Raw genomic sequence first — 17108 nt, forward strand, 5'->3', positions numbered from 1 at the left:
CTCCAACGCGTGCGCGAACGACCGACCGTCCTGGACGGTGACGCGGCTCATTCTGAACCGCGCAGGAGCAACCCTAGTCGTGCGCCATTAAAGACGCGTTACTGAATTTGGTAGGCATAACAATTGGTTAATAAATGACTAGACGGCGGGTCATCCGGCTGCGTTTGCAGGGCTTCCGCCCGATCTCGAACCAGCACGACCGGCCGTCCGCGCGACGTCTCACGACACACGACGCCCAAGATCGAGCCCGGCCGCGTGCTTTTATTTAAAAAAGAAGTCCGATAGTAATCGATCATGGCAATCGATTACGTTCAGGTCGGGCAGCGCCTGCGTGCTCATCGCGTGGGATCGGGCATGTCGCCCGAGCAAGTTGCCGAACGTCTCGAGATTTCCCGCGCGGCCCTCTACAATTACGAAAAGGGCGAAGGCCCGGTCAAACTGGAGACGCTTGAGCGCATCGCCGAGCTTCTCGATACATCCCTGCCCTCCATCCTCGGCGTCGGGACCGAATATTTCTCAAGCGCCATCGCCTATTTCGAGCGCCTGCGTCAGATCGAAGCGGCCTCCGAGCGGGTGCTGGTCTACTACGAACCCGTCACCTTCCTGCTCACATCGGACGAATATCCGAAGCTGCTTCGCGACATGCTGATCGAAGGGCTGCCGGAGCAACTTCCGAACCGGAAGAAAGCGCAGGCCGAGATCGAAAGCCTGGTATCGATCCTGTCCGAACGCCGGGCCACCATCTCGCGCGGCGGCCCAAGCTTCGCCGGCATCATTGGCGCAACACAAGTAAGGCGCCTGCTGCGAACCGGCCTGATCGGAACCTATGATCTGCCGAAAGCCGAGCGCGAACGCCGCCGGCAGGCAGCGCGCCGTGAGGTCGAACGCATCGCGGTCATCATGGAAAACGAGCCGGTCGGAATCCAGATCGGTATCGTCGATGACACGCTTCCCAATCAGACCTTCGAGATTTGCCGCTCGCGCGACGGCACCATGCTGGTCGCGGTCAGTCCGTTTCGTCTCGGCGAATTGCCTAATGTGCGTCTCGGCGTCGCCAGCGTGACCGCGGCGCAGGAGGCCGTCGATCTCTATCAGAAGCTCGCCGACCAGATGTGGGCTCGCGCGGCCAAGGGCGTGAACGGCGCCGCATTGCTCCGCAAGTGCCTGAAAGAGCCTCAGATCTAGGCAGGCGGCCGTCCCGGCCTCACCCCTTCTCGTCCGCCGTTTATCGTCGCGATCAGCCCAACCGGCCGCCCCATAGCGCATGCATCATGATCGCGAAAAACCACGTCGTTGCAGGCGATTGGACGCTGCATTCACGGGGCTCGCAGGCGCCGGTTCCACCTGAAAACGGCGCCATTTCCGCTATCGGCCCACCTCGGCCCAGAATCTAGCCAGTCTATGTTTATGGAATAATCTTGATTTTTATACGCGGCGGGTATGAACTGTTGCCTTCGATTGCGGCCGGGTTCGTCGCAATCACGCCCGACCGTTCCGAATGCGGCAACGCACAACAGGACGGGCATCGTTCGACATCCGCGAGTTCCTGACTTTCGGATGACTGGCTGCGCTTTCGAAGAATGTATTGCAAAGACTATGATTGGCGACGACGGCGGCAATTTCGATTTTCGCCGCTTCAAGACATCATCGAGGGAACGGGGGAATCATCATGAGTCACTTTCAGAGCACGGCCGACGGCGCCGCGATACCGGATAGCAATTTCACGCCGGCCAAGGAACGCGAAGCCCGCAAGGCGTTGCTGGGATCCGCCCTGGGCTACGCGATGGACGGCTTCGACCTTCTGATTCTCGGATTCATGCTGCGCGTTATTTCTTCCGATCTCGGATTTGGTCCGGCGCAAGGCGCTTCGCTTGTCACCGCGACCCTGATCGGCGCCGTCATCGGCGGTATTGTGTTTGGCATGCTGTCGGATCGCATCGGCCGTGTCCGGGTGCTGACCTGGACCATCGTGCTGTTCGCGATCTTCACCGGCATGTGCGCCCTCGCCCAGGGCTATTGGGATCTCCTGATCTACCGCACCATCGCCGGCATCGGGCTCGGCGGTGAATTCGGCATCGGCATGGCGCTGGTCGCCGAAGCATGGCCCGCTTCGAAGCGCGCGCGCGTGTCCTCCTATGTCGGGTTGGGATGGCAGCTTGGCGTGCTCGCCGCGGCCATCGTCACGCCCATCCTGTTGCCGGTCATCGGCTGGCGTGGGATGTTCGCAATCGGAATCCTGCCGGCGATCGCCGCCTATTTCATTCGGCATAATCTCCACGAGCCCGACGTGTTCGTCGAGCGCACGGCAACTCCTCCGACCACCAGCCTGCCGATCAACCTGCTGGTCAAGGATGCCGAGACCACGAAGATCAGCATCGGCATGGTCATTCTCTGCTCGGTGCAGAACTTCGGCTATTACGGCGTCATGATCTGGCTGCCCAACTATCTGTCCTCGCGGTTCGGATTTGGCCTGGCGCAATCGGCGACCTGGACCGCCGTGACCATCGCCGGCATGGCGGTCGGAATTTACTGTTTCGGCCAACTCGCCGATCGTCTCGGCCGGCGGCCCGCCTTCATCACCTACATGCTCGGCGCGGCGATCATGGTCGTGGTCTATTCAAAGCTCACCGATCCCACCGCATTGCTGATCGGCGGTGCGGTCATGGGCCTGTTCGTCAACGGCATGCTCGGCGGCTACGGCGCCTTGATGAGCGAGCTCTATCCGACGACGGCCCGCGCGACTGCCCAGAACGTGCTGTTCAATGTCGGACGCGCCGTCGGCGGTCTCGGTCCGATCGCGGTGAGCGCGGTCGCGGCTGCCTATGGCTTCGACACCGCAATCGCGTTGCTGGCGTTGCTGTACATCGTCGACATCCTGGCGTTCCTGTTTCTGATCCCGGATCGCCGTGGCGCCGAACTGACCTGATCGCGATCGATCCAAAAGAGGCTCTTAATGCAAGGTCAGGCTCCCATTCCAGCCGTCGAAACCGATTCGGTAATTGCAAAACCCTGGTCGCCCAGCGTCGTCGGCGAAGACGCGCTGGTGCTGTCGAATGACAGCGTCAATCTGGAATATCGTCATCTCGTGGTCCGGTGCAGCGCGGTCTCGGCCAGCGCCGTGCCGGGCCAATTCTTTCAACTACTGTGCCCGCACACCGAAGGCGCTCAGCCGTTCCTGCGCCGGCCGATGAGCCTGTATGGCGTCAATCCCGTCCGACGGGAAGTCGAGTTTCTCTACAAGGTCGCAGGTGCGGGAACGCGTGGCCTCGCGACGCTGCGCCCTGGCAACACCATCGACATCATGGGGCCGCTGGGGGTCGGCTTCACGCTCGATCCAAAGCTGCGGCACATCGTTGCGATCGGACGCGGTGCGGGACTTGCGACACTCGCCCCGCTCGCGCAAGCCGCCAAGGCCAACGGCACCAAGGTGACGGCGATCTTCAGCGCGCGGCGCCCCGAACTAATGGTGTCGGTCGATCTCTTCAAGGGTCATGGCGCCGAAGTCATCACCGTGACCGATTCCGAGAGCACCAGCGGGCCCTCGAACATTGAGCGGTTGCTGCGTGGCTTGATCGCCGCTGGCCGTTGCGAAGCCTTCTTCACCTGCGGATCGAGCCGCCTGTTGCGCGTGCAACAGCGCCTCGCCCGCGAATTCAACATTCCCGGCCAGGTCGCGATGGAACAGCAGATGGCCTGCGGGATCGGCCTGTGCTTCTGCTGTGTGCGGGATTTCAATGTCGGTGGCGAGATCGTGCACCGGCGGGTCTGCTGGGATGGGCCGGTCTTCGACATGATGGAAGCGCTGCCATGATCGATCTTTCCGTCCGCGTCGGCGGGCTCACGCTGGCCAATCCCGTGATGCCGGCTTCCGGCACCTTTGCCGAAGGCCTCGACAAGGTGATGGATTTCAATCGGCTCGGTGCGTTCGTGACCAAGACCATCACGCGTGAGTTGCGTGCCGGCAATCCATTGCCGCGCGTGGTCGAGCGTGCCGGCGGCCTGATCAACTCGATCGGAATTCCCTCAAAAGGCGTGCCGTATTTTCTCGAGCATACGCTGCCCTATTATGCCGGGCACAAGCCGCCGCTGGTGGTCAGCATCTCGGCGCCGACGGCGGAAGATTTTGGGCACCTCGCAAGCGAGATGACCCTTCCCGGCGTTGCCGCGATCGAGGCCAATATCTCCTGCCCCAATATCGAGGAAGACGGCAAAGCGTTCGCGATGCGCGCGTCCTCGACCGAAACCGTGGTGCGACACCTGCGCGCCGCGACCTCGTTACCGCTATGGGTGAAGTTGACGCCCAACACGGGCGACCTTCCCGAAGTGGCGCGCGCGGCCGAACTCGCGGGCGCCGACGCGCTGGTGGTCGCCAACACGATTCTGGCGATGGCGATCGATCTCGATACGTTCAAGCCTTGCCTTGGCAACATCATGGGCGGCCTTTCCGGCCCCGCCATCAAGCCGATCGTGCTGCGGCAGGTCTATCAATGTGCCCGCACCGTGAAGATTCCGGTGATCGGCTGCGGCGGCATTTCCACCACCGAAGACGCCGTCGAATATATGCTGGCCGGCGCGTCGGCGGTGCAGGTCGGGACCGCGACCTTCGTTCAGCCGGCGGCGATGACGACGATCATCGACGGCCTGGTGAAATTCTGCGAGCGCAAGGATATCACCCGTGTCGCCGATCTCATCGGCGCGGTCGTGAACGAAGAATCCGACGAACCCGAGCTATCCTGGCTGGCGCCGCCGACATGACTGTGATGGCGATGGACGCCGCGATACCTGCGATGGACGTGGAGCGCGATACGGCGTTTTGCGAGAAACTGTTCACGGCCCTGCGCGAGGCCACCGGCGATGGCGTCGGCATCACGCGTGAAAGTTTTGGCGCAAGCGAGTCGCTGGCGCTCGACATCGTAGAGAACGCCGCGCGAGAATGCGGCCTTACCAGCGAACGCGATGCGGGCGCCAATCTCGTCGTGACGCTTCCAGGCACCGAGCGCGATCTGCCTTTCCTGGCCTGTGGATCGCATCTCGATTCCGTTCCGCAGGGTGGCAATTACGATGGCGGCGCCGGAGTCGTGGCAGGTCTCGCCGTGCTCGCGGGATTGAAGCGCAGCGGCTTCAGGCCACGGCGGACCATCAAGCTGCTGGGATTGCGCGGCGAGGAAAGCGCCTGGTTCGGCAAGGCCTATATGGGGTCGAGCGCGCTATTCGGCCGCCTCACAGCCGATGATCTGGCCTCGCCGCACGCGGTGACCGGCCGGCCACTTGTGGATTGCATGCGTGATGCCGGCGTCGATGTCGAGCGCGTCGCGCAAGGAAAACCGCTGCTGGACAGCAAGAGCGTCGCGGCCTGGGTCGAATTGCATATCGAACAGGGACCGGTGCTGGTCGCCCGCGAATTGCCGATCGGCATCGTCACCGGCATTCGCGGCAACGTGCGGCATCGGACGGTGGAATGCATCGGCGAGGCCGGACATTCCGGCGCGGTGCCGCGCTGGCTGCGGCGCGATGCTGTGTTCGCGACCGCCGAACTGATCACCCATCTCGACCGTCACTGGCGCACATTGCTCGAGCGCGGCCGCGATCTCGTCATTACGTCGGGGATCATGGGCACGGATAGTGCCGAGCATGCCATCGCGCGCATCCCCGGCAACGTCAAGTTCAGCTTCGAGGCCCGCAGCCAGAGCCAGGAAACGCTCGAAGCCTTCTACGACCTCTTCGTGTCGGAATGCGCCAGCATCGGCGACGAACGCGGCGTGGAATTCAAGCTGGACCGCCGGCTGCAATCCGCGCCGGCCACGATGGACCCTGCCTGGATCGACAAATTACGCGCCGCCGCCCGCGACCTCGGCCTGCCGGACGAGCCGATTCCCAGCGGCGCCGGGCATGATGCCGCGGTATTTGCCAATGCGGGAATCCCCAGCGCCATGATATTCATCCGCAATGAAAATGGTTCGCATAACCCGCACGAAGATATGAAGATCGACGACTTCATGTCGGGTGTGGCCGTGATGCGCAAAGTTCTTGCAGAGGCTGCCTTATGACCCTCGACCACCTGTTCGACGCCGCCGCGAAGCCGAAATCCGCACCGGCCGGTTCCATCACCATCCGCCGCCCCGACGACTGGCATATCCATCTGCGCGACGGCGCGATGCTGCGCGCGGTACTGCCCTTTACATCAGCGCAATTCGCCCGCGGCATTATCATGCCCAATCTGGTGCCCCCGGTAACGACGGTGGCCGCCGCCGCAGCCTATCGCGAGCGCATTCTCGCCGCCCGCCCGGCCGGAAACGATTTCCGCCCGATGATGACCTGCTATCTGACCGACCAGACCTCGGCGGACGAAATCGAGAAGGGTCATGCCGAGGGCGTCTGGATTGCCGCAAAACTTTATCCCGCCGGCGCCACCACCAATTCCCATCACGGCGTCCGTGACCTCAAGGCGATCCGCCCGGTGCTGGAGCGGATGGAACGCATCGGCATGCCCGTCCTGATTCATGGCGAGGCTACGGATCCTACGGTCGATATTTTCGATCGCGAGACCGTCTTCATGGAGCAGGTCCTGCTCCCGTTTTTGAAGGATTATCAGGGATTGAAGGTCGTGATCGAACACGTCACGACGCAGGAGACCACCGAAATCGTGCGGGCCCATGCGCCGCGCGTCGCCGGCACCATCACGCCGCATCATCTGATGATCAACCGGACCTCGCTGTTCCAGGGCGGGCTTCGCCCTCACCTTTATTGCCTCCCGGTCGCCAAGCGCGAGCATCACCGGCTGGCACTACGCCGTGCGGTGACGTCGGGCGATAGCTGTTTCTTCATCGGCACCGATACCGCGCCTCACACCGCGCGAACCAAAGAAGCGAGTTGCGGCTGCGCTGGCGTGTTTGTCGGCGCAACGGCGCTGCAGACCTATACGCAGGTGTTCGACGAGGAAGGCGCGCTGGACCGGCTGGAAGCGTTCGCATCCCTCCATGGCGCCCGCTTCTACGGATTGACGCCCAATGCAGGAACCATCGAGTTGCATCGCCGTGGCGCGGCGATGCCAGCGGCGGTCGCGGTGGAGAACGACGAAGTCGTGATCTTCCGCGGCGACGAAACGCTTCCCTGGTCGATCGGTGAGGTCAGGCCATGACCGCAGAGGACATCGGGGCGGCAACGGCACGATTGCTGATCGAGGCGGGTGCGATCCAGATCAGCCGCGAGCGCCCCTATGTTCTGGCGGCGGGCTGGGCCAGCCCGGTTTATGTCGATTGCCGGCTATTGATCGGTGAGCCAAGATTCCGAAAAGAGGCCGTTCGTTTGGCCGCGGAGGCCGTGCGCGGCATGATCGAGCCCGGCAGCTTCGACGCGCTGGCCGGCGCGGAAACGGCCGGCATCCCCTTTGCGTCGTGGCTGGCGGATGCGCTCGACATGCCGCTTCGGTATGTTCGTAAACGCCCGCTCGGCATCGGCCACAACGCCCAGGTCGAGGGCGGATCGGTCGAGGGCTTGCGCGTGCTTCTGGTCGACGACCTTACTACAGATGCGACCAGCAAGGTCTCCTTTGCGAGCGGCTTGCGGCAGGCCGGTGCTATCGTCACCGACGTTCTGACGATTTTTTATCACTCGGCATTTCCCGGCGCGCGCGACCGGCTGGCCCAGACTGGCCTTTCGCTGCATCCGCTGGCAACATGGGCCGACGTGCTGCGCGCCGACATCGGACAATTCGAGCCTAAGGACCGCCAGCAGGTCGAGGATTTCCTGGCAGATCCGGTGGCTTGGTCGACCCGCCACGGAGGACGTTCAGCGCTGCAGTCCCGCAAGCGCTGAATCGATCGAGAGGTGACCTCATGACAGACGACGGGATTCCCGCAGTTGCGGCACCTCAGACCGTAGAGGTCGCCTCCACCCGCTCCATCGAGCTTACCAAGGTCGCCACGCGCAGCGAGCATGATTTGCTCGGCAATGCCGACGTGCCGGAGAGCGCCTATTGGGGCATTCACACGCTGCGCGCGGTCGAGAATTTTCCGATCACCGGCGTGCCCGTTGGTCATTATCCGGATTTCGTGCGCGCGCTGGTGCTGGTCAAACAGGCCGCGGCCCGCGCTAACCGGCGTCTCGGTCATCTGCCGGCCGCGAAAGCCGACGCGATCGACCGCGCCTGCGACCTGATCGCAAAAGAAGGCCGCTATCACAATCAGTTCGTGGTCGATGCCGTGCAAGGCGGCGCCGGCACGTCGACCAACATGAACACCAACGAAGTCATCGCCAACGTCGCGCTCGAGTTGATGGGCCACAAGAAGGGCGAATACGCTACGCTGCATCCCAACGACGACGTCAACATGGCGCAGTCGACCAACGATGCCTATCCGACCGCGCTGCGACTCGCGATTATTTTCGCCTCGGGTCCACTGGTTGAAGCGCTCGACGAACTGGCGCTGGCGTTCAAATACAAGGCCGTCGAGTTCGGCAACGTCCTCAAGATCGGGCGCACCCAGTTGCAGGACGCCGTGCCGATGACGCTGGGACAGGAATTCGACGGCTTCTTCGCCACCATCAAGGAAGACATCTCGCGCTTGAAGGAAGCCGCGGCGTTTTTCCGCGAGGTCAATCTCGGCGCCACCGCGATCGGGACCGGCATCAATGCCGATCCCCGCTATGCCGCGCTCGCCATCGAGGAACTCGCACACCTCTCGCACGAGCCGATGGTGCCCGCGGGCAATCTGATCGAGGCAACCTCCGACATGGGCGCCTTTGTACTGTTTTCGGGCGTGCTCAAGCGCATTGCCGTGAAACTGTCGAAGATCTGCAACGATCTGCGGCTGCTCTCCAGCGGTCCGCGCGCCGGCCTTGGCGAGATTCGTTTGCCGACGGTTCAGGCCGGCTCCTCGATCATGCCCGGCAAAATCAACCCGGTGATCCCCGAAGTCGTCAATCAGGTCGCGTATCTCGTGATCGGACACGACCTGACCATCACGATGTGCGCGGAAGGTGGCCAGTTGCAGCTCAATGCGTTCGAGCCGACCATCGGCTATTGCGTGATGTCGTCGCTGCGCGTTCTCACCGCGGCGATCAACACACTGACGCGTAAATGCGTCGTCGGCATCGAAGCCGATGAAGAACGCTGCCGCGCCCTGGTCGAGGACAGCATCGGCCTCGTGACCGCGCTGGTCCCGGCGCTCGGATACGAGACCTGCTCGCGTGTCGCCAAGCAGGCGCTGGCGCAAAAGCGCCGCGTTGCCGATATCGTGCTGGAAGAGAAGCTGCTCACGCCCGAACAGATCGAGCGCCTGTTCCGCCCGGAGGCGATGACCGCGCCAGTCCGCTCCAGCAAGGGTTTTTGATCGAACCGCGGATCGAACGGCACACGCCGCTCGATCCGGCATTCATTGACCTGCGCTCAGAACAGCTCCGCGGCGGCGATCTTGTTCAGCGCCGCGAGCTGTTGCTCGACCGGTGCGCCGATGGAGCGATCGCCCTCCTCGACCAGGTCGCGGAACACGTCATAGGCGTGCTTGGCGACGTCGGTGGGCAACGGCTCCTCGTCGAAGGCCGTGATGTAATGTCCGGCGAGGTTCGCCAAAAGACGATAGAGCGCCCGGTGCTCGGCATCGGTCGCGCACAATTCGAGGGCTTTATCTCTGAATGATTTGTAGGTCCGAAGGCCGGGATGTTGGCCGTTCAGCCAGTCGCGAAGCTCAGTCAAGGGGGTAGCTCCTTCTCGGAACAGGAAGAAGCAAGTGCTTATAGCACGAGGTTCCAGACCCTGCAAGATTTTTGGATTCTTCCAAAAATGTGAACGAACGGGTTCCCGCCTGTTTCAGGTCAGCCATTGACCCAGTTTTCGAGCGCCTAAGTAGCGGAGTCTTATGGCGCTTATATGAGATCGCGGCCCGGCCATCCTCGAATTCCTATCCCGCCGGGAAGATATTGGCCGCATGAGTTGGCTCACGGGCTACATACCCGATCTTCCCACCCCCTTCGATGAAGACGGCGAGATCGATTTAAAGGCGTTTGCGAAGCTGTGCGAATGCCAGATTGCCGCCGGCGTCTCCGCGATCGTGGTCGGCGAAACCACCGGCGAGGCCTCGACGCTAACGCCGGCCGAGCATTGCACCATCGTTCACGCCGCCGTCGAGACCGCACGTGGCCGCGTTCGCGTCATTGCCGGAGCGGGTTCGAATTCAACCAGCCAGGCCATCGAGCTGACACGGCGCGCGGTCGCCGCCGGCGCCGACGCCATCCTCTCGGTCGTGCCTTATTACAACAAGCCGATGCAAGCCGGCATGGTCAGGCACTTTCAGGCGATCGCCGGCTCGACCGACCTTCCCATCATCCTGCACGACATTCCCGCCCGGACGGTCCGCGAATTGGCCGACGACACGCTGGTGCAACTGGCGCAATCCAGGCAATTCATCGGATTGCGCGATGGCTCTGGCGACATCGCGCGGCCGCTTCGGCTGCGGGCGCTATTGCCGAGCGGCTTTCGCCTGTTGTCCGGCGACGACGCCACCGCATTGTCCTATCTGGTTCATGGCGGCGATGGCTGTATCTCCAGCGTATCGAATATCGCGCCGCTGCTGTGCCGGGCGATTTTTTCGAGTTGCCAGCAAGGACGGTTGCCAGCCGCGCGATATCTGCAAAGCCGCCTCGCGCCACTGACGGCGGTGCTCGCCAAGGAAAGCCCGGCGGCCTTGAAATATGCGCTGTGCCTGCTCGGCTTCATGCACCCGAACACGCGCCTTCCGATCGTCGAATTGAGCCCTGCCGCGAAAGCCGAAGTGGCAAGCGTGATCGCCGGGATTGACGACGAAGACCTGGCCTGCCGGAGCGATGGCTGGCGCGAGCCTTACCTGAGCAGGGCCAGGTCTTAGGGAAACCTTGGCCGCGACATTACAGGGACCTTACGCGCGGTCGCAGTCGCGCCAATCGCCTGCGGGGAAGTGCCCTGACACGGTGGCAACAGTCTGGTAGACACAGCCAACGTTCATGTCAGGTCCTTAAACCCGTCTTCATGACAACCCGCATCGCCACTGTTCTCATTCTAGCCTCAACCATGCTGCTGGCGGCCTGCAGCGGCGGCGACCGGTTTTCTTGGGACAGCAGTTCCTCGAACAGTCCGCCCAGTAGCGCGGCGCCGGCTGCTGGCGCCGCCCCCGCGGCCCCGCCGACCAGTCTCGCCGGCCGATGGACGCTGTCGGCCACAGGAGCCAGTTCCTGCGCGGTGACGTTCGGCGCCAATGCCAACGCCACCGAGGGCACCATCGCACCCGCGGGCGGCTGCCCGTTCAATTTCTACACCAGCCGGAAGTGGACCTATACCGAGGCCGGCCTGACGATACGCGACCACAACGCCCAGACCCTGGCGCAACTGGCGCCCGCCGGACCCAGCCGCTTCGAGGGCAAGACCGGCGCCGGGCAGGATATCGCGTTGTCTCGGTAGATTTGTCGCGCTAAAGCCCCCCTCGCCGTCCGAAGCTGGATATCAGCGGCGGCTCGGTTGCACCGGCCGCGAGTGAACGCTGGACCATGACGGAGTCGGCCCAGCGGCCGTAGCGATAGGCTACGCCCGGCAGCAACCCGACCTTCTGAAAGCCGAACTTCTCGTGAATGGCCAACGACGCCGTGTTATCGGCATCGATATAGCCGATCATCTGGCGAAAGCCAGATGCCGCGCAGGTGTCGATCAGTTCCTGCATCAAAAGCCGCCCGACGCCGCGGCCGAGATGCTCGTGATGAACATAGATCGAATGCTTGACCGCGTAGCGATAGGCGGGGCGTTTGCGAAACAGCACCACATAGGCGTAGCCCACGACTTCGCTGCTACAGACCGCCACCAGATGCGGCAAGCGGTTGCTGCGCAGGTTCTTGCGCCGGTCGCGCCAATCCTCCGGCTCCGGCGTGCCGCTCTCATCCACACTTTCCTCGATCCCGCGGCGGATATGGCGGCGGTAGATCGCGAGCATCGCCTCGACATCGCCGTCCCGCGAGGGGCGAACCATCACCGGCTGCTGGTTGGTCATGGATGGGCTTGTCGCCTCAGACGGCTGGTTCATTCGGAAACCACATAGGTGTGCAACCGGATGCGTCCGGACGCATCGATTTCCCGGTAAACACCCTGAATCTCGACATCGAATCCGGGGAAGCTGTTGAAGCAGGTCTCGAACATTTTGAGATAGTCGATCATCGGCTGTGCGCGCTCGCTCAGACGCTCGCCCGGGACGATCGTGGCGATCCCGGGCGGATAGACCACGAACGGCGTGGTCGCAACGCGGCCGGCGATCGCGTCGATCGGCAGATAGTCGACGTCGTTGCGCACCAGATAGCGCGCCGCATCGCGCGGCGACATCGCGATCTCAGGCAGGTGCTCTCCGAGGAATTGCCTGGCCTGCAGCGCGCTGACATTGGCGTCGCGAAAAAAGCCATGCATGTCGGCGCAGAGATCGCGCAACCGCACCTTGGCATAGCGCGCCGCGCGGCGCTGATAGAATTCGGGGATCGCCTCTTCCAATAACGCGTTGTCGTCATGCAGCTTCTTGAACGCGACAAGCCCGCTGATCAGGGTGCCGGCCTTGCTGGCCTCGACGCCCGGCGTCAGCAAAAACAGCAGAGAGTTGAGGTCGTTCTTTTCGGCGACGATGCGGTTTTCACGCAGATATTGCGCCACGATCGGCGCCGGAATCCCGTGCGCGGCATAGGCTCCCGTCGCCGGATCGAATCCAGGCGTCAGGATCGTCAGTTTGTTGGGATCAGTCATCGCAAATCCCGCGGTCAGTTCGGGAAATCCGTGCCAGACCGCGTCCGGCGAGAGCTGCCAATAGGACGCGTTGGTGGCGAGCAGATCCGTGCTGATCGTTTCCCAGGCGACGTTGTGCACGGCGTTCTCGCGGGACGCGTCGGGGATCGCGACGCGGTCGGGTACGAACGGTTCGAAGAACCAGCGCCGTTCGGGGCGCGTCTCTTTCTCTTCGAATTCGCGCCGCACCGCGCGGATTTTCTTGCGCAACTCGATTCCAAGCCGGATCGTATCGTCCCACAGCACTTCGCCGGAACGCCCCTTCATCATCTGCGCGCCGACATCGAGCGACGCAAACAGCGGATAGAACGGCGAAGTCGATGCGTGCTGCATGAAACTCTCGTTGAAACGCCGGTGTTCGATCCGGCGTTTCTGACCGCGGATATGGCGATCCTTGATGTGGATCTGCGAAGCCTGCGAAAAGCTCGCCAACTGCTTGTGGGTCGACTGGGTCGCGATAATGCCCGGCGCGTCGGCATCGAGCGCCGAAAGACCCATCGCGAAACGTCCGGCGTAGAGCGGATGAAACTTCATGAAGCCGGCCCAGGCCTCATCGAACAGGATGTAGTCGCAGAGGTGGCCGATGCGCTCGAGGATCATCTCGGCACTGTGAATCGTGCCATCGTAAGTGCATTGCTCGACCACGGCGACACGAAACGGCCGCGGCTTGCGCCAGGCTTCCGGGTCCTTGACCAGCGGATGGTTGCGGATGCGCTCGCGCAGCGCAGTTTCGTCGAGCGCGTCCCAGCGCATCGGGCCGATCAAGCCCCAGGCGTTTCGCACCGCCGGAATGTAAACGGGAATACCGCCGGCCATCATCAGCGCGCCATGATGGGCAGCCTTGTGATTGTTGCGGTCGAACAATACGAGATCGCCCTCGGCGACCAGCGAGCCCAGCACCACCTTGTTCGATGTCGAGGTGCCGTTGAGCACGAAATAAGTTTTTTCCGCGCCAAAGATCTTCGCGGCTTCCTTTTGCGCCTTCAGCGCCGGGCCCTCGTGCGTCAGGAGATCGCCGAGGTCGAGCACCGAATTGTCGAGGTCGTCGCGGAACACGGCTTCACCGAGATGCTCCACAAACACCCGGCCGATCGGGCTGCGGCTGTAAAACACGCCGCCATTGTGGCCCGGGCAGGTCCACAGTTGATTGCCCTCCTCGGCATAATCGACCAACGCTCCGAAGAACGGGGTCTTCAGCGTCTCCGCATATTGCTTGAGCCGGCTGATCAGATTTTTGGCGATGAAGGGCGGTGTCTCCTCGGATAGGAAGACATAACCGTCAATGAAATCGAGCACTTCAACCGGCAGGTCCTCGAACCGCTTGCGGCGGATCAGGAGGATGATCGGAAAATCGAGGCCGCGGCGGCGCATCAGATTGATCAGCGCGGCGGTTTTGCCTTCCAGGCCTTTCTTGCCCCAATCGACCACCATGCAGCCGATCGCCGCATCGGTTTGCACCGCGATCTCGGCATCCTCGAGCTTACGCGCCCGCACGACTTCGAAGCCGGAGCGTTCGATCTCGGTGATGATCTGGTTGAAACGGAGCCCTTCGAGATCGTCGGTGTCGAAGACGGGGGCTGCGAACAGGAAGGTAAAGCGCCGGAAGTAATCCATCGGTATCCTCGAATGCGTTGATAATTAGCTGTTGGCGCATTCGATGACAGTTCAATGACGATGATTTCCGGCCTCGCAATATTCCCAAAAAATACGCCCCCGGATTCGATCCGAGGGCGGGAACTATTTTCTTCGCAAATCAAATAAAGTGCGAAGCGGTCAGTGAATCTCGGCCGACTTCTTCAGCGCGGCTTTCAGCTTCTCGAGGGTAAAGTCCGGGCTGCGGGCGATATCGAGAATGGGCGTCTCGCGGCGGCCACAAAGCTCGGCGGCGTCCGGAATTTTCGGGGCGATATCGTAGGGGATCACGATCGCGCCGTGGCTGTCGGCATGGATGAGATCGTCCGAGCGTACCGTCATGCCGGCCACGCGGACTTCGCCACCGAAAGTCTCGGCGTGGACCCAGGCGTGAGACGGTCCGACAGAACCCGCCAGCGCCTGGAAGCCCGGTGCCCATTGCGGGATATCGCGGATCGAGCCGTCGGTGATTACGCCGAGGCAACCCAGCGCCTTGTGCACGTTGCTTTGAACTTCGCCCCAGAACGCGCCGTAGCCGACGTCAGCGCCGTCGATGTCCTGGATCACGGTGATGCGCGGCCCGATACCGGTGCCCATATATTCGTAATATTCGATGCGGCGCTTGGATTGCTCTTCGGCGGACAGCCCCGACTTGATCACCGAACGGATCGTCACCGTGCGCGCATAGCCGACCATCGGCGGCAGCTCGGGGAACGGACACACCAGCGGCTTGGTGGTGTAGCCGATCAGACGCCGTTCCGGGGCGACGACTTCCATCGCGTTGCAGATCGTTGGCGTGTCATAACGCCGGAGCGCTTCAAGCAGTGAAGCGGGCAGCGGCGCGGTCGTGGAATTCGTCGTCACAGCGTTTCTCCAGAATGCGGGACCGGCCGTTATTGAAGGCCGTATGACAGCCCTATAGCCGAGATCGGGATCGAACCCAACTCGGCTCTCGCTCATGGCAGATATCCGGCAAAAACCGCATGCGGCGGCCGAACGGGCGGCTCAGTTCAGCCGGGCCGGCCGGTCGTCCTGATCCGGCTCCGTGACGCTGGGCACGAACGGGGCCGCCGGATCTAGCGGGGCAGCGCCGGGCGGCATTACCGTCTGCGCCGCGGCGGCTTTGCGCTTGTGATCGCGATAGGACTTCCATCCGGCCGGCAGGGCCAGGAGATACATCACCGTCATGATGGAAAGCATCTGCCAGGGATAGCCGATCAGAAGCGCAATGAAGAACACCACCGAGACGAAAACCGGCAGCACCATTTCCGGCGGCACCCGCATCTTCACCGTCTTGCCGGAAAAGACCGGCAGCCGCGAAACCATCAGGAAGCCGATCAGCAGCGTATAGAACGCGGTCAGGATCGCCGGCGGTTGGGAGAAGCCGAGAAACTGGAAATAAATCGGGAGCATCACCGTGATCGCGCCGGCGGGCGCCGGAATGCCGGTGAAATAGTTCGCCGCAAAGGCAGGCTTGTTCGGATCGTCCATGGTCGCGTTGAAACGCGCCAGCCGCAGGCCGCCTGAGATCGCGAACACCATCGCGGCGATCCAGCCGCCATTGTTCAATTCATGCAACTGCCAGAAGTACAGGATGAGACCGGGCGCGACGCCGAAATTGACGAAGTCGGCGAGGCTGTCGAGTTCCGCGCCGAATTTAGACTGGCCCTTGATCATGCGCGCGACGCGGCCATCGAGGCCATCGAGGACCGCCGCAAACACGATCGCGGCCACCGCCAATTCCATCCGCCCTTCGGTGGACAGGCGGATCGCGGTCAGCCCGGCGCAGATCGCCAGCAGTGTAATGAAATTGGGCACCAGCATGCGCACCGGGATCGGGCGAAACCGGCGGCGGCGCATTTCAGGAGACTTGGGATCGTCAGGCATCTGCATGGCTAGGCTTATATAGCAAGCGTCGCCCCCTTACGCCATTGCGGCGCTCTGCCGCCCGGCCAGACCGCTTCGATGGTTAATCGGCGCGGTAAGTTCGGCCATTATCGCCCAGCCTGAAATCGGCCAGAATGGTCTCTCCAGCGACCGCGGTCTGCCCTTCCGACACCAGCGACCTCGTGCCTTCCGGCAAATAGACGTCGAGGCGCGATCCGAACCGGATCAACCCGAACCGCTCGCCGGCTCCGATCGACTGCCCTTCCCGCACGAAAGACACGATCCGCCGCGCCACCAGGCCCGCGATCTGGACCACGCCGATACGTCCGTTGGGGGTCGAGATCACCAACGAATTACGTTCATTGTCCTCGCTGGCCTTGTCGAGTTCCGCATTGATGAAGGTACCCGGACGATACGCGATCCGGTCGATCCGGCCGGCCACCGGGCTGCGGTTCACATGACAGTTGAACACGCTCATGAAGATCGAGACACGCGGCAGCGGCTTGTCGCCGAGGCCGAGTTCAGCCGGCGGCAGCACCTGGGCGATCATCGAGACGCGCCCATCGGCCGGCGCGATAACGAGCCCCTCGCGCACCGGCGTCACCCGCACCGGATCGCGAAAGAACAGCGCGCACCAGATCGTCAGCACGGTGCCGATCCAGCCGAGCGGCGTCCACAGCCAGAACAGGATCAGGCTTACCAGCGCAAAGCCACCGATGAACGGATAGCCCTCGGGATGAATCGGCGGAATTTGCGCGCGAATGGAATTGGCAATCGACATCAAAACTCGCTGTCATCTTTCCCCTCC

16 protein-coding genes are annotated in these 17108 nt (G+C 62.7%); 10 read left to right on the forward strand and 6 right to left on the reverse strand.

The features are described 5' to 3' along the window. Positions 1–294: 294 nt before the first annotated feature. The 8 genes from HB676_RS10705 to HB676_RS10740 all read left to right on the forward strand — a co-directional run bounded on the left by HB676_RS10705 (position 295) and on the right by HB676_RS10740 (position 9329). Complete coding sequence (locus HB676_RS10705) at positions 295–1185, forward strand: helix-turn-helix transcriptional regulator (RefSeq protein ID WP_213737754.1); 891 nt, start codon at positions 295–297, stop codon at positions 1183–1185. Positions 1186–1669: 484 nt separating this feature from the next. Beyond that, positions 1670–2926: an MFS transporter gene (locus tag HB676_RS10710; RefSeq protein ID WP_249780166.1), complete on the forward strand. Its 1257-nt coding sequence runs from the start codon at positions 1670–1672 to the stop codon at positions 2924–2926. Between the two features lie 27 nt (positions 2927–2953). Beyond that, complete coding sequence (locus HB676_RS10715; protein WP_213737755.1) at positions 2954–3811, forward strand: dihydroorotate dehydrogenase electron transfer subunit; 858 nt, start codon at positions 2954–2956, stop codon at positions 3809–3811. Beyond that, positions 3808–4755 carry a dihydroorotate dehydrogenase gene (locus tag HB676_RS10720; RefSeq protein WP_213737756.1) on the forward strand — a complete coding sequence of 316 codons (948 nt, stop codon included), beginning with the start codon at positions 3808–3810 and terminating at the stop codon, positions 4753–4755. The genes HB676_RS10715 and HB676_RS10720 overlap by 4 nt, the downstream gene beginning before the upstream one ends. Then, positions 4752–6047, forward strand: a complete 1296-nt coding sequence (locus tag HB676_RS10725) for a Zn-dependent hydrolase (protein WP_249780167.1) — start codon at positions 4752–4754, stop codon at positions 6045–6047. Before HB676_RS10720 ends, HB676_RS10725 begins: the two co-directional genes overlap by 4 nt. After that, a complete protein-coding gene (gene pyrC, locus HB676_RS10730; RefSeq protein ID WP_213737757.1) occupies positions 6044–7138 on the forward strand; it encodes a dihydroorotase in 1095 nt (364 codons plus the stop codon). Before HB676_RS10725 ends, pyrC begins: the two co-directional genes overlap by 4 nt. Continuing rightward, complete coding sequence (locus HB676_RS10735; protein ID WP_213737758.1) at positions 7135–7815, forward strand: orotate phosphoribosyltransferase; 681 nt, start codon at positions 7135–7137, stop codon at positions 7813–7815. Before pyrC ends, HB676_RS10735 begins: the two co-directional genes overlap by 4 nt. A gap of 20 nt (positions 7816–7835) precedes the next feature. Beyond that, positions 7836–9329 (forward strand): aspartate ammonia-lyase, encoded by a 1494-nt coding sequence (locus HB676_RS10740; RefSeq protein ID WP_213737759.1) that lies wholly within the window; start codon positions 7836–7838, stop codon positions 9327–9329. A 56-nt stretch (positions 9330–9385) separates the two neighbouring features. Here the strand turns inward: HB676_RS10740 and HB676_RS10745 are convergent, their stop codons facing one another. Next, entirely contained in the window at positions 9386–9691 is a 306-nt protein-coding gene (locus tag HB676_RS10745; RefSeq protein ID WP_213737760.1) for a hypothetical protein, read from the reverse strand. A 232-nt stretch (positions 9692–9923) separates the two neighbouring features. Between HB676_RS10745 and dapA the strand changes: the two genes are divergently transcribed. Further along, entirely contained in the window at positions 9924–10859 is a 936-nt protein-coding gene (dapA, locus tag HB676_RS10750; protein ID WP_213737761.1) for a 4-hydroxy-tetrahydrodipicolinate synthase, read from the forward strand. Between the two features lie 140 nt (positions 10860–10999). Beyond that, positions 11000–11428: an AprI/Inh family metalloprotease inhibitor gene (locus tag HB676_RS10755; protein ID WP_213737762.1), complete on the forward strand. Its 429-nt coding sequence runs from the start codon at positions 11000–11002 to the stop codon at positions 11426–11428. A gap of 10 nt (positions 11429–11438) precedes the next feature. On the opposite strand, the gene HB676_RS10760 is transcribed toward HB676_RS10755, so the two are convergent. The 5 genes from HB676_RS10760 to HB676_RS10780 all read right to left on the reverse strand — a co-directional run bounded on the left by HB676_RS10760 (position 11439) and on the right by HB676_RS10780 (position 17081). Then, positions 11439–12008: a GNAT family N-acetyltransferase gene (locus tag HB676_RS10760; protein ID WP_213737763.1), complete on the reverse strand. Its 570-nt coding sequence runs from the start codon at positions 12006–12008 to the stop codon at positions 11439–11441. 29 nt (positions 12009–12037) lie between these two features. Beyond that, positions 12038–14395, reverse strand: coding sequence for an Orn/Lys/Arg decarboxylase N-terminal domain-containing protein (locus HB676_RS10765; protein ID WP_213737764.1), 2358 nt, complete (start codon positions 14393–14395; stop codon positions 12038–12040). Between the two features lie 159 nt (positions 14396–14554). Further along, complete coding sequence (locus tag HB676_RS10770) at positions 14555–15277, reverse strand: RraA family protein (protein WP_346347312.1); 723 nt, start codon at positions 15275–15277, stop codon at positions 14555–14557. Positions 15278–15418: 141 nt separating this feature from the next. Next, entirely contained in the window at positions 15419–16300 is an 882-nt protein-coding gene (gene pssA, locus HB676_RS10775; RefSeq protein WP_249780187.1) for a CDP-diacylglycerol--serine O-phosphatidyltransferase, read from the reverse strand. An 82-nt stretch (positions 16301–16382) separates the two neighbouring features. After that, positions 16383–17081: a phosphatidylserine decarboxylase gene (locus tag HB676_RS10780; RefSeq protein WP_213737766.1), complete on the reverse strand. Its 699-nt coding sequence runs from the start codon at positions 17079–17081 to the stop codon at positions 16383–16385. Between the last annotated feature and the right edge of the window lie 27 nt (positions 17082–17108).

This window comes from Bradyrhizobium sp. dw_411 (genome assembly GCF_018449695.1).
Taxonomy (GTDB): domain Bacteria; phylum Pseudomonadota; class Alphaproteobacteria; order Rhizobiales; family Xanthobacteraceae; genus Bradyrhizobium.

What these genes read in the sequence shown, in the direction of transcription:
- HB676_RS10720 (WP_213737756.1), top strand. Translation starts at nt 3,808, where the DNA reads ATGATCGATCTTTCCGTCCGCGTCGGCGGGCTCACGCTGGCCAATCCC.
- HB676_RS10715 (WP_213737755.1), top strand. Translation starts at nt 2,954, where the DNA reads ATGCAAGGTCAGGCTCCCATTCCAGCCGTCGAAACCGATTCGGTAATT.
- HB676_RS10765 (WP_213737764.1), bottom strand. Translation starts at nt 14,395, where the DNA reads ATGGATTACTTCCGGCGCTTTACCTTCCTGTTCGCAGCCCCCGTCTTC.
- HB676_RS10725 (WP_249780167.1), top strand. Translation starts at nt 4,752, where the DNA reads ATGACTGTGATGGCGATGGACGCCGCGATACCTGCGATGGACGTGGAG.
- HB676_RS10740 (WP_213737759.1), top strand. Translation starts at nt 7,836, where the DNA reads ATGACAGACGACGGGATTCCCGCAGTTGCGGCACCTCAGACCGTAGAG.
- pyrC (WP_213737757.1), top strand. Translation starts at nt 6,044, where the DNA reads ATGACCCTCGACCACCTGTTCGACGCCGCCGCGAAGCCGAAATCCGCA.
- pssA (WP_249780187.1), bottom strand. Translation starts at nt 16,300, where the DNA reads ATGCCTGACGATCCCAAGTCTCCTGAAATGCGCCGCCGCCGGTTTCGC.
- dapA (WP_213737761.1), top strand. Translation starts at nt 9,924, where the DNA reads ATGAGTTGGCTCACGGGCTACATACCCGATCTTCCCACCCCCTTCGAT.
- HB676_RS10780 (WP_213737766.1), bottom strand. Translation starts at nt 17,081, where the DNA reads ATGTCGATTGCCAATTCCATTCGCGCGCAAATTCCGCCGATTCATCCC.
- HB676_RS10710 (WP_249780166.1), top strand. Translation starts at nt 1,670, where the DNA reads ATGAGTCACTTTCAGAGCACGGCCGACGGCGCCGCGATACCGGATAGC.
- HB676_RS10760 (WP_213737763.1), bottom strand. Translation starts at nt 12,008, where the DNA reads ATGACCAACCAGCAGCCGGTGATGGTTCGCCCCTCGCGGGACGGCGAT.
- HB676_RS10755 (WP_213737762.1), top strand. Translation starts at nt 11,000, where the DNA reads ATGACAACCCGCATCGCCACTGTTCTCATTCTAGCCTCAACCATGCTG.
- HB676_RS10705 (WP_213737754.1), top strand. Translation starts at nt 295, where the DNA reads ATGGCAATCGATTACGTTCAGGTCGGGCAGCGCCTGCGTGCTCATCGC.
- HB676_RS10735 (WP_213737758.1), top strand. Translation starts at nt 7,135, where the DNA reads ATGACCGCAGAGGACATCGGGGCGGCAACGGCACGATTGCTGATCGAG.